This is a genomic window from Telluria sp. RT2P19, assembly GCF_059685725.1.
In genome coordinates, this window is record NZ_JCASIL010000037.1 from 1 (window position 1) to 11,637 (window position 11,637).

Consider the following 11,637-nt stretch of genomic DNA (forward strand, 5'->3'; position numbering starts at 1 on the left):
CGTGAACATTTGATAATTTAAGTAATCAAGAACCGAAGTTCTTGGCACCTTCATCAAACGCCCACACTTATCGACTGTTAATTTTTAAAGAACTTTATTCGGTACTGCGTCATCTGCAGCTTGCTTCGAATCGTTGTGTTCGTCAGCAGCAGAGGAAAGAGAGTATGAAGCATTTTTCGTTTCTCGTCAACCCCCTCGTTCGCTTCGTCTCAGATTTCTCTGCCGATCTTGCCATCGTAACCACTTGATTACGTTAACATTTTCGGTCGTTGCCGAAGCGGACGCGAACTATAGCAAACCTCGGCACGGTTCCGCAAGACCCGATCGAAATTTGCTTCCGCACATTTCAATCAGTCCTAAGTTTGCCAGGTTGTTTCCGTGCGCACGTAATTCTCTCTTGCAAGGTATATTCATTGGTTGATTTAGCAAGGCTACTATCCCGCTCGCGCTTGCTACGCATCCATGGAGAAATAATGAAGCACACCGTTTTGCGCCGTACGGCGGTCGCCGCCGTCTGCGCCTGCTGGCCCTTGGCAGCCATCGCCGACGACATCCATAATCCGATGAATGTTGTCGTGGTCAGCGGCACCCGGGCCGAACACACGAGTTTCGATCTGCCGGCCGCGATCGACGTAGTCGATGCGGCGCAGATCGGCGACACCCAATTGCGCGTCAATGCCTCCGAAGCACTGGTCGCGGTACCCGGAATCGTGGTTCGCAATCGCGAGAATTATGCGCAAGACCTGCAGATTTCCTCGCGCGGTTTTGGCACCCGCTCGGCCTTCGGCGTGCGTGGCGTGCGTCTGGTCGCGGACGGCATTCCCGCCACCATGCCGGATGGGCAGGGGCAGGCCGCGACCTTCAACCTCGATCTCGCCGAGCGTATCGAGGTACTGCGCGGTCCCTTCTCCGCACTGTACGGCAACCACTCCGGCGGCGTGGTCCAACTGTTCACGCGCGAGCCGACCGACAAGCCGACGATCGAGGCCAGCTTCGCCGGCGGCAGCTACGGCCAGCGCAAGTTCGACACCAACGCGTCCGGCCGCAGTGGGGGCATCGGCTACCTGCTCGACGCCTCGCGCTTCGAAACCGAAGGCTACCGCGACCACAGCGCCGCGACGCGCAAGCAAGCCTACGCCAAGCTGGTCGTCGCGCCATCGTCGGCCAGCCGCCTGGTACTCACCGCGAGTGGCCTGCGCCAGGATGATACGCAAGACCCGCTGGGCGTCACCTGGGACACCTATCAACGCGATCCACGCGCGGGCGAGATCGACACCACTGATACGCAGACGCCCCAGCGCACGCTGGCCGATCGCTACGACACGCGCAAGAGCATCGATCACCAGCAATTCGGCGCGACCTTTGAACAGCGTTTCGGCGACGACCGCCTGCAGGTGACGGCCTACGGCGGCAACCGCCGCGTCATCCAGTACCAGTCGTTCTCGCGCGGCTTCCAGGCGCCGACCAGCCACTCCGGCGGCGTGATCGACTTCGACCGCGACTTCTACGGCCTCGACGCCAACTGGCGCGCGGTGCGCCAGGTCGCGGGCGGCACCATGCGCGCCACGGCCGGTCTCGAACTGGCGCGCTCGAAGGATGCACGCCAGGGCTTCGAGAACTTCGTCGGCAACACCTTCGGCGTCAAGGGCAACCTGCGGCGCGACGAACAGAACGAAGTGAGCAGCGTCGATCCGTATGTGCAGCTGGAGTGGGAGCGCGACCGCTGGGTACTGAGCGGCGGCGTGCGCCACAGCCGCGTGGATTTCGACGTCGAAGATCGTTACCTGTCCAACGGCGACGATAGCGGCGGCACCGATTTCCGCCACACGACGCCGCTGGTAGGCGTGCTTTATAAAGTGACGCCGACCCTGAACGTCTACGCCAGCGCGGCGCGCGGCTTCGAGACGCCGACCATGAACGAGTCGTTTTATTCGGGCACCGGTGGCGGCTTCAACTTCGCGCTCGATCCTGCTATCGGTACCCACCTGGAAGCCGGCGTGAAAGCCATGGTGGCCAGCGGCGTGCGGGTGAACGCCTCGGTATTCCAGGTCAAGACGAAAGACGAGCTGGTGGTCGACGCCTCCTCCGGCGGCCGCACCAGCTACCGCAACGCCAGCGCGACCTTGCGCCAGGGCGGCGAGCTGTCGGTGGATGCCCAACTCGGCGCCGGTTGGAATGCGCGCCTGGCCCTGAGCATGCTGCACGCGATTTACGACGAAGCGTTCGGCGCGGTGCCGCAAGGCAGCCGGCTGCCTGGCCTGCCGAAGACCAGCTTCTACGGCGAATTCGGCTGGAGGGAAGCGGCAGGCCGCTATGGCGCGGCGCTCGAAACCATCGCCAACAGCAAGGTGTACGCGGAGGACACCAACGGCGCCACGCCGGCGCCGGGCTATGCAATCATCAACGCTCGCGTGCAGGCAAGCCAACAACTGGGCGGTTGGAAACTGCGCCAGTTCGCGCGCCTGAACAACCTGTTCGACCGCGACTACGTCGGCTCGGTCATCGTGGGCGACGCCAACCGCCGCTATTACGAAGCGGCGCCTGGCCGCAACTGGATCCTGGGCGTCAGCGCCCAGTACCAGTTCCAGTAACCGCGTCCTGGTCTGCTGTCGGCGCTGCTGGCGATGCAGCGCCCGGCAACGCGACATCGGGATACAGGCGCCCCAGCGTCGCAGTCACCGCTGGCACCAGCACCGCCTCGACCAGCCGGGTCGCCGCGCCAAGATCCGGCGCGGCGCGCACCGACTGCCACAGGCGCTCGGCATCGGCACCCTGGGCGCTCAAGGCCTGCTCGGCCTCGGCCTGCCAGAACTGCGGCGCTTCGCTCTCCACATAGTTACCCCTCCCTCGCCCGAAGTGCGCCACCGCCAGGTAGCGCAGGATCGCACTTGCCAGCAGTGTTTGCAGGAAGGGATTGGCGAACTTCACGTCCGCCTGGTTGCGGTCCGTGCCCTGGTTGAAGCCCCAGGCCGCGCCGGCCGCCGTGATGCCGCCGGCGATCGCCCCCAGCAGCGCGCCGGCGCCCAGGGTCAGACCGCCCGTCATCGCGTCCGCCGACAGGCCGGTCGCCGCGCCCGATGCCACTGCTCCGAGGAGGCCCGCCTGCGCCTTGTCCACCGGCGCGCGCACCGCGAAGTTCTCGCGCACGCGCGCGTTCACGTTCACCGCCTGCCCCGGGTCGATACGGTACAGCGACAGCATGCGCGCGGTCGCATGGTTGATGCCGTCGTTCAGGCGCTGCACCAGCGCCGCCATCGCCAGGTCTTGGCGACGTTGCTCGTCCTTGCCGATGCCGACCGCCTTCAATGCGCTACGCAGCATGCCGCGGCGGTCTTCGCCCAGCGGCTCGCTGTCGCGCGCGGCGGCCGCGATCTGCTCGGCGCTCATGTGCAGCGCACTCATATAACGCACGCGGTTGCGCTTGGCCCATGCCGCCAGCAGGCGCGCATAAGCCGGACGCTTGTCCGCCTCGATGAGGTGCCTCACCGATTCGTAGAACACATGTTCGTGCACCCAGCAGCGGGCGAAGGCATCCAGCGGCAGCACCTCCTTCACCGCCGAGTATTGGGCCAGGTGCTGCTTCCAGCGCGTGGGTTCGGCCTGCTCTTCGTGCGCCGGACGCGGCGGGCCGACCTGGTTGAGCAGCACGACCACCGGTTTGCCGAGCCATTCGAGAATCTTCATCTCGGGCGGCAGGTAGCCCGCATCCTGGGGCGACTCCGACGAGTTGACCAGGTAGAGGATCACGTCCGCTTCTTCCCTGGCTGCGCGCAGCGCCTGCTGGCTGAGCCAGAACGGGCGGTCGCGGTAGCGGTCGAACACTTCGCGCAGAAACCAGCCGATCGGGTTGCCGGCCATCGCCAGACGCTTGTGCAGGCGCACCGAATCGCCGAAGCCCGGCGTGTCCCACAATACCAGCGCGTCACCCTCTTCGGTGCTCAGTAATGGATAGCCCTCCGAGATCTGGGTCACGTGGGCGGCGTCGCGTATTTCGCCGACGTCCATCCCGACCAGCGTGCGCGCCAGCGTGGTCTTGCCGTTGTTGGTGTGCGAGACCAGCGCGAACTGGATTTTGGCGGGCGTGATCATCGCAGCTCCGGCAAGACCAGGCCCGCGCCCAGCTCGAGCGGGTGCTTGTCGGGCTGGAGCAGGTTGACGACGTGGGCCGAGGCGCCGTGGAAGCTGCAGAACTGGCGCCACAGGGCATGCCGTTCGGCGACGCGCTCGCCGCCGACCTGATCGCCGATGCGCTCGAGCAGCGGCGACTCGTCGAGCAACACGGCCACGCCGCGCGGCACCCGCTTGACCAGATAATCGAGCAGCGCTCCGTGGTTTTCCTTCTCGGGCGTGGCGGCAAGGCTGAAAAGCACCATGGTCACGGTGATCCCGGCCTCATTCAAGGTCGTCTCGCGCAGCGCTTCCTTCAGGTCGACGCCGTAGCCGACCGGCGGCAGTAACTGTACCCGCGCCTGTCCGCCCAGGGCCGCGGCGGCGATCGCCCACAGGCCACGGTCGCGCGGCTCGTCGAGCGTGTAGCTATACGGAATCACGCGCAGCACGGCCGGCGTACCGGCGCCGATGCTGTCGGCCAGTTTGCGATAATACGGCTGGTCGAGATCGATCGGGAAGTTGCGCTTGAGGTGGCGCGCACGCAGGCCGGCCACCAGCGCCAGCACCAGCCGCGGCAGGATCACCAGCAGCAGCAAGGTCGCGCCATACAGATGAACCCAGCGATCCCCGACCGGCAGGCCGGCGGCGCCGCCAAAGCGCAGTTGCTCGATCTCGGCCAGCGAGAAGCCCTGCAAGAAGGGCAATACCGTCAGCGCCGGGGCGAACAGCCACGACAGCAGCGTATGCACCTGCTGCGCATCGAGAAAGGTGCTTTCCCATCCGGTGACGTATTCGGTAAGCAGGCCGCGCGCATACAGCGACGCGACGGCGCCGAGCGCGAAGCCGGCCGCGGCCAGGTGGAAGGTGCGGGTCAGGCGCGCGCGCGTGAGCGGCTCGCTCAGCCCGGACCAATCGGCCAGGTAATGGGCGACGCCTTCGGCCAGGGCGGTCGGCAGCTTGCGCGGCGCGACCGCCTTGCCGACGCTCAGGCGGCGCAGCAGCGGCGAGCCATTCTTGCGCCGGCGCGCCGCCGGCACGATGGCCCAGACCAGCAGGCCAAGATAGACAAGCAGATTCCAGCCGATGATGGCCAGCAGCGGCGCCGACAGCAGGTCGATGCGGTGCGGATCGGCGATACGGTCGAGCAAGGCCCCAAGCAGGAAGGCCAGGAATGGCAGCGCGATCCAGATGCCGCCCATGCCGGGCGCACGCCGGGCAAACGCTCCGAAGGCCGGCGTGCGCTCACCCAGGCGCTTGAGGATTTGTTCCGCGCGTTGCTGCAGGAAGTGATGCTGGTTCACCGCCATGCGACTGTCGGCGGCCTGCCAGGCGGCAAGTTCGCGCGCGCTGCGGGTAGCGTACATGCGATCGTCGTTGCTCAAGACCGTGTGGGCAACATCGGCGTATTCAATCGAGCGCACCAGCACGACATTGCGTGCGACCTGTTCGTTCATGCTTCTCCCATAGGTGAAATGGCAATACTATTGGAAGCATTGTGCACCAGTTTCGCGCAAGCTGGCAGTGGCCTGCCGTACCATGGCTGCCACGCGGTAACAAAAAACCCGGGCATGGCCCGGGTCGGTGATGTTCGTGGACGGTCGAGGTCCTGGATTATCAGCGGTTGCGTTTGCTGCCGGAATCCGATGACGGCTCGTCAGGACGGCCTTGGCGTTGCTGGTTGGCGGCGCCGTTGCCGGTCTGGCGCGATTTATCGGGACCGCTTGGCGATTCCTGCGACCCGGCGTGCTGGTACTGTTCCATACCCTGCCCGGACTGCCGCGACTCGCCAAGCCGGTCCTGCTCGCCGCGTGCCTGCATGCGTTGCGCCTGCTGGCGTGCGCTCCACCCGCCGGTCTGCGAGCCGGCGCCAGCGCGCTGGCCGCGTCGGGTCGATTCGGATTGCATGGATCCGGTATTTCCCTTCGGGAACGGCGTGTCGAGCCCGCCCGGCATGACGTAGCCCGGCGCCCTGGACTGCAGGCTGCCCTCGGCCACCATCAAGGTTTTTGGTTTTGCGATACCACGTGCACGGTTGTCTCCGCCTTTGACCTTCTCTTTCGACTTCATCGCGATCCTCCGCTTTGCTGAACAAGAAATTTGATGATGCGCCCCGCGGGTAAGGTGCTCTATAGGAGAAACGGTCGGTGCGCTGTAGGATTCTCCTGACCATCAGCAACAAGAACCTAAGTAGGAACACCCGGCGCGGGGGTCGTCCCGATATCGTTCCCGGGGTCAAGCGGAATCGACTTGAGCTCATCCATGATGGCCGGCCATTCAGGCAATACCGATGCGAACTGGCGTGTTGCACTGTCGAGTTTTCCCATCCATTCAGCATGCGCAGTCGCGTCCACCGGAAGACGATCCGCCAGCAAATCGCTCATCCTCGGCAGATATATCCAGTGCTCGGGGGCCGCCCGGATTTGCGCCTCCAGTTCACCGAAGATGGCGGCGGTCAGCGTCGCCAGGTCGACCTCGAGATCGCCAGTGCGTTCGTAATGGATCGGCGCGCCAAGCTTCAAGGTCGACGCCAATCCAGCACCGGGACAGTTATAGCCGACGATGACATTCGCCCGGCCCTTGATCGCGAACAGCGCGGTTCCGGCCATGGCTGGAATCAGTCGGCCAAAGAACGGCACATACAGGACATGGCCGGTGATGTCGAACACGTCGGGCATCATGGTCAATGCCTCTCCCCGCTTGAGCACCCGCAGCGCTTTCAGCACCGCGGTGTCGTCATTGAACAGGGCGTTATACCCATAGCCAAGGCGATGGAACAAGTCTTCGAATCCCTGGGAACTGTGGCTCTTCAAAGGTGGGTTGTAGAAAGCGTTGATCGTCTTGCGATGGCCGATCTCCTTGATCAGCTTCAGGCATCCAGCCGCAAAATTGCCATAGTGAGGCGTGACAAAAATGACTGGCGCTTCGCTCTCCATCACTGCGTCGAGATGCTCGCGCCCATCGACCCGCACATGGCGGTCAAGAAAGATATTGAGCTCGCTGGCTTGCAGTGATGTCAGGTACTGCTTGATCAACGCAAACTTGCGCATCGATACCCAGTGGCGCACGAACAGCTCGGCCCTTCCCGCTGCGCTTAAGTCGGGAAATGCGATACGAATCGAATGGTCGATCCGCCCCTTCAGAAGGGTGGCAGCCTCGCCGGACGACATCAATAATCGGGCGCGTGCGGCGGCGATCCTGCATCGCACTACCAGCTCGGGGAAATAAGCCACTTGCCTATCCTTCCAGTAAATTCACGCAGCAGCGCGAAGTGCCGCTACACGCGCCGCCGCGACGCGGCAGAGTTTCTCAGGCATGCCACCGGGCGAACTTCTCCAGGCGTTGAAATACGCATCCAGTTGCTCGATCCGATTTTGCCGCTCGATCTGGTAACAATGCATGCTTGCCCGATACAAGTGATGCCAGGAAAGCGTATCGTCGGGGGCGACCGAGGCCGATACCTGCAGATGTCCGAGTAACCAACGCAGCAGCGTCGTTATCGCCTTCGTATGTTCCTCAGGCCCCACCTTTGGCGCTTCGCAACTCACCAGCTCCGGCCCAACGCCGGCGGAGGCCGGGAAATAGCCGATCGTGAGAAGCGTATTGAGGCCATAACGACACAACAAGGGGTCAAACACTGAAAAGCGGCATGCCTTGCCCAGGAAACTCGTGTTCGCTGTTGTGCCCACCGTCAACGTGTGCAACTCGGGAAAACTGACGTACACGACCGCCTGAGGCTGCGCGACCTGTATTTTGACGTGCTTGATCACATCTCGTGTCTGGCAGCGAGGCAGATCTTGAATCGTTGCCCCCAAGCCTGCGGAAAGTTTGGCGAGGGCCGGACCTTCCACCAGTATCAATGGCAAACTGCCGTCCAGAGCGAGTTCATGCAGAAGCTCGAGTGCGGCGCCGCTGAATGGCAATGACATGAGACAGGATCCATGTTGCTTGAGCGACCGATGCAGCAGTCTGTGCGCCTGTTCGGGGGGGACGACCAGCCCATCGCTGAACGGCTGCCTTCCGCGCCGTTCGCGCCGCTCGAACGCCGCCTGAGCACGCAAGGTGGCGTCTTCCTCACTCAAGCCGAGGTAATAAGCCATGCCGGCCGCCGTTTGCAGAATCGATTGCTGGGTATCGGGCTGCTTGATGATCGGCGCTTGCGGACGCGTGCGCCAGGCGGCGAGTCGCCCTAACAAGCTGATGTGCGAAAACATGGAGGTCCCCTACATGTGCGTGCGGCGAGGAGGCAGTTCGCGGGCCGCACGAATGCCGGTCGCGATCACATTCACCGCCTGGCGCAGCCGGTTCAGAAAAAATATGCTGGCGAACACGATCATCAGGGGCCAGATCAGCATGCCCAGACAATGACCGAGCGCCAATGCCACGTCCGGGCAGCGCGCATCATCCACCAGCATCAGCGACTGCCAATGCGCGGGTGGCGCGACTGACAGGGTGGCGCCAAACGAATGAAGCTCGCGTTCGAGAAACAGGCCGACATAGAAGAAATAGCCTGCGCTCAACAGCAGATACACATACAGGATCGCCACCTGCAGCGGCGGTCGGGGCATGCCTTGCTTGCCCATCGCACGCGCGATCAGGACGGTGACCGACTGCCTGACCTGTTGGTGGAGGTTGTGCAAGCCGCTCAGGTCCGATAGCAGCCAATAACCATCGAACTTGAAAACCGGGTTGAGCGTGAAGAGCATGGCGAAGGTGACTAGCCAGACCAGCTTGAGAGCGAGCGGATTCCCGCTTGCCAGTGCGACGGCATCGACCGCGATGAGGAGGATCGACTGGAAATACACGCCGCCAAGGTCGATTACCGCACGCTGGCGGGCCTGCAGTTGCCATGCGTGGGTGACGTCCGCATACCAGACCGGGAAGATGAAATACAGCCCGAATCCGATGCCGCCGTGCGGGCAGCGAAAGTGGTGGCATGCCGCAATATGGCCGAGTTCATGAACCAGGCCGCTGAACAGGAACAATATAGTAAGTGCCAACGTTTCCTGGATTGTCCAGGCGTCATGGACAAGATGAATTGCGTCTTGTAAGACGGCCGCATGCATCACCACGAATATGGCGACGAGAACGATGACGACCTGCGACTTGAACAGCCAACCAAGGTGCGCGGCCACGCGCGCAGCAGGCTGGGGGCGGAGCAAGATCCAGCTGATAAGGAAGGGTTTCGCCGCGATTGGCAGCGCCGTGCCGCGGAACAAGGCCGATGGCAAGGTCTGTTGAGCGAGCGCGATGAGGCGATCAGCCGGCATGTAGTCGCCCGCTTCGGCTGCGAATGCAATTTCAAGGTGTCGCCGCGTTTCTGGGCGGTGCAGTAACGCTAGTACAAGGGCCCTGGCTTTGAACGAGATCAGGAAATATGCATTACCAACTGTTAGAAGATAGCGCTTAGGCAATCCTTCTACAGTATCCTCACAGGGAACGATGGTAATCCCGATCTTTAATAAGGGAATCGATGTATCGGGAATGGACATGGTGGATCCAGCCAGTTGCGCCGTGATGGACACAGCCTTTTGCATGCCAGTCTGAACGCTCCGCTAGCGCTCGACACCTTTACTCGAAGGTGCTAAACAAGCCCGCATAGCTACACGTCGACTTCCAACTGGCCTCTTGAGGCGGCTCGACCAATGCTTCCATTTCGAAGCGGGCCTCCAGGGCTTCGATCGAAAAATCGTCAAGCGTGAGGTCTCTAGCTTGCATGGTGTATCTCCATCGATATGATGAGTTGACCTCACGGAACTGGACCGTGAACATGACCTGGCAATACGTCCTAGCCTAGCAACGTTGGTAGGACGATGCGATTATCGTAAATACAAATGAAGTCTACGTTGGCAAAAAAATACTGTCAAGCAGTAAGATCTTAATGTTTGACAATGATAAATATTCGCTTCAATAAGACGGCACCGCTTCAATTCATAAAAATGAAGTAACACAAACGTAATTTGCTGCAGTACAATAACAATTGTCACATCGACAAACAGTGGTGTGTCGAAAAATGCAAGGGCGGAGCAGATCATGAACAAAACCGTTACTCATCCGGTGCAGCTGACTCCATTATTTCGCCTTTGCAATATTATTCGCTGGCTGTTATTAGCATTTCTTTCGGTTCAAATCATCTTTTTCTTGCTTGCGTGGATTATTCCGATGCCGTTAGAACTTGGTCCTCTTCACGTTCAACTTAGTCCTGACGGAATGGCGCCAGGACTTGTGCAGGACTTGTCCGCGCAGCAGAAGGCGACTGGGGTCGCGTTGGGCCTGCCAGGATTGGTGGCGCTCACCATCGGTTTGGTGTGGCTCGGCCAGACCTTGAGCCATTTTCAGCACGGCCGGATATTTGCGGTCGACACGATCGCCCTGTTGCGTGCATCGGCGGGAGCAATTTTCCTGGCAATCCTGCTGTTCGCTCTGGAAAAGCCATTGCGTGAGATTGCCTTTAATCTGCTGGGTAACGGCAAAACCTATCCAGTTTCGATTGACTTGAGCTCAAGCGAATTGTTGCTGATCCTGGTTTGCAGCCTGTTTTACCTGATCGCCGGAGTGATGCATGAGGGCCGTCGTGTGAGTGAAGAGAACGAGGGCTTCATCTGATGGCGATCATCATCAATCTCGACGTCATGTTGGCCAAACGCAAGTTGAAGTCCAAGGAGCTGGCTAGTTTTATTGGGATCACGGAGCAGAATCTATCCTTACTCAAGTCGGGTAAAGTCCGGGGAATCCGTTTTTCAACGCTCGAGAAAATCTGCGAAAAACTTGCTTGCCAACCTGGCGACATCCTCGAATGGCGCCAAGGAGAAGGTGCGATCGATGACGGAGTGGACCAGATCTTCGACCGTTGATACGGTCCCGTGCAAGGTATCCATAGGCTGGCGGCTTCGCCGCCGCAAAGCTCCAGAGACGGCTGACAACCAGGTCGGCTGATAACGAGATCCCATGCTCGCGCCTTGATCTTTCGGCACTTGGGTTTCTTGACAAGACCTGGCTGTTACCGTATCCAAGGCGCTTATAGGTGAAGATACATGCATTCGAAGTCAGCCCATCGATGATCTCGCCCTATCATTCCTGACCCGTAATCCGCTTCGAAAACGATGCTGGCGTTCGCTTACGGGTTCTTGATAGTCAGCGATTCGACCTGTCGGCCTGCGACCATGTCGACGCTGGCCGAGGATGCAGCGGATGCTGTTTCTAACATCAACAGGCAACTGGAGAAGAAGGCAACGGAACGTGCGTTGTTGCGTATGGTTGCCGTGTGCAGGGACATGGAACCGTCATGGAATCGCCTGGTCAGGAGAATCCATTTTCACGACGCCCAAATTCTCTTGTCAGATAGGCGTTGAACTACCTATTGGCCCGACAGATTTCCGAAGTGATGTGAACATGGGATAGTAGCAGACCACAGAAAGCAAAAAACCCCGCTCAGATCACTGAGCGGGGTTTTTCTATATAACTAGCCTGACGATAACCTACTTTCACACTGGTTGCAGCACTATCATCGGCGCAAAGTCGTTTCACGGT

At 60.9% G+C, this 11,637-nt stretch carries 9 protein-coding genes; 3 read left to right on the plus strand and 6 right to left on the minus strand.

The window, feature by feature from the left end:
- Nucleotides 1–473: 473 nt before the first annotated feature.
- Nucleotides 474–2,591 carry a TonB-dependent receptor family protein gene (locus tag AC56KW_RS25950; RefSeq protein WP_497173515.1) on the plus strand — a complete coding sequence of 706 codons (2,118 nt, stop codon included), beginning with the start codon at nucleotides 474–476 and terminating at the stop codon, nucleotides 2,589–2,591.
- Here AC56KW_RS25950 and AC56KW_RS25955 read toward each other — a convergent pair.
- The 6 genes from AC56KW_RS25955 to AC56KW_RS25980 form a co-directional block, all read right to left on the minus strand.
- The gene (locus AC56KW_RS25955) at nucleotides 2,566–4,089 is read right to left on the minus strand and encodes a DUF3482 domain-containing protein (protein WP_497173516.1); all 1,524 of its coding nucleotides are present in this window, start codon (nucleotides 4,087–4,089) and stop codon (nucleotides 2,566–2,568) included. The two genes, AC56KW_RS25950 and AC56KW_RS25955, sit on opposite strands and share 26 nt — an antisense overlap.
- Entirely contained in the window at nucleotides 4,086–5,564 is a 1,479-nt protein-coding gene (locus AC56KW_RS25960) for a DUF2868 domain-containing protein (RefSeq protein ID WP_497173517.1), read from the minus strand. Before AC56KW_RS25960 ends, AC56KW_RS25955 begins: the two co-directional genes overlap by 4 nt.
- A gap of 160 nt (nucleotides 5,565–5,724) precedes the next feature.
- A complete protein-coding gene (locus AC56KW_RS25965) occupies nucleotides 5,725–6,177 on the minus strand; it encodes a hypothetical protein (protein ID WP_497173518.1) in 453 nt (150 codons plus the stop codon).
- 116 nt (nucleotides 6,178–6,293) lie between these two features.
- Nucleotides 6,294–7,340, minus strand: coding sequence for a lysophospholipid acyltransferase family protein (locus tag AC56KW_RS25970; protein ID WP_497173519.1), 1,047 nt, complete (start codon nucleotides 7,338–7,340; stop codon nucleotides 6,294–6,296).
- Between the two features lie 21 nt (nucleotides 7,341–7,361).
- Entirely contained in the window at nucleotides 7,362–8,321 is a 960-nt protein-coding gene (locus AC56KW_RS25975; protein ID WP_497173520.1) for a hypothetical protein, read from the minus strand.
- Between the two features lie 9 nt (nucleotides 8,322–8,330).
- Nucleotides 8,331–9,599 (minus strand): hypothetical protein, encoded by a 1,269-nt coding sequence (locus AC56KW_RS25980; protein ID WP_497173521.1) that lies wholly within the window; start codon nucleotides 9,597–9,599, stop codon nucleotides 8,331–8,333.
- A 541-nt stretch (nucleotides 9,600–10,140) separates the two neighbouring features.
- Between AC56KW_RS25980 and AC56KW_RS25985 the strand changes: the two genes are divergently transcribed.
- Nucleotides 10,141–10,713 (plus strand): DUF2975 domain-containing protein, encoded by a 573-nt coding sequence (locus AC56KW_RS25985; protein ID WP_497173522.1) that lies wholly within the window; start codon nucleotides 10,141–10,143, stop codon nucleotides 10,711–10,713.
- Complete coding sequence (locus tag AC56KW_RS25990; RefSeq protein ID WP_497173523.1) at nucleotides 10,713–10,961, plus strand: helix-turn-helix domain-containing protein; 249 nt, start codon at nucleotides 10,713–10,715, stop codon at nucleotides 10,959–10,961. The genes AC56KW_RS25985 and AC56KW_RS25990 overlap by 1 nt, the downstream gene beginning before the upstream one ends.
- The last annotated feature ends 676 nt before the right edge of the window (nucleotides 10,962–11,637 follow it).

Excerpts from the sequence above, each read along its gene's own strand:
- AC56KW_RS25950 (WP_497173515.1), top strand. The coding sequence starts at position 474 with ATGAAGCACACCGTTTTGCGCCGTACGGCGGTCGCCGCCGTCTGCGCC.
- AC56KW_RS25955 (WP_497173516.1), bottom strand. The coding sequence starts at position 4,089 with ATGATCACGCCCGCCAAAATCCAGTTCGCGCTGGTCTCGCACACCAAC.
- AC56KW_RS25960 (WP_497173517.1), bottom strand. The coding sequence starts at position 5,564 with ATGAACGAACAGGTCGCACGCAATGTCGTGCTGGTGCGCTCGATTGAA.
- AC56KW_RS25965 (WP_497173518.1), bottom strand. The coding sequence starts at position 6,177 with ATGAAGTCGAAAGAGAAGGTCAAAGGCGGAGACAACCGTGCACGTGGT.
- AC56KW_RS25975 (WP_497173520.1), bottom strand. The coding sequence starts at position 8,321 with ATGTTTTCGCACATCAGCTTGTTAGGGCGACTCGCCGCCTGGCGCACG.
- AC56KW_RS25980 (WP_497173521.1), bottom strand. The coding sequence starts at position 9,599 with ATGTCCATTCCCGATACATCGATTCCCTTATTAAAGATCGGGATTACC.
- AC56KW_RS25985 (WP_497173522.1), top strand. The coding sequence starts at position 10,141 with ATGAACAAAACCGTTACTCATCCGGTGCAGCTGACTCCATTATTTCGC.
- AC56KW_RS25990 (WP_497173523.1), top strand. The coding sequence starts at position 10,713 with ATGGCGATCATCATCAATCTCGACGTCATGTTGGCCAAACGCAAGTTG.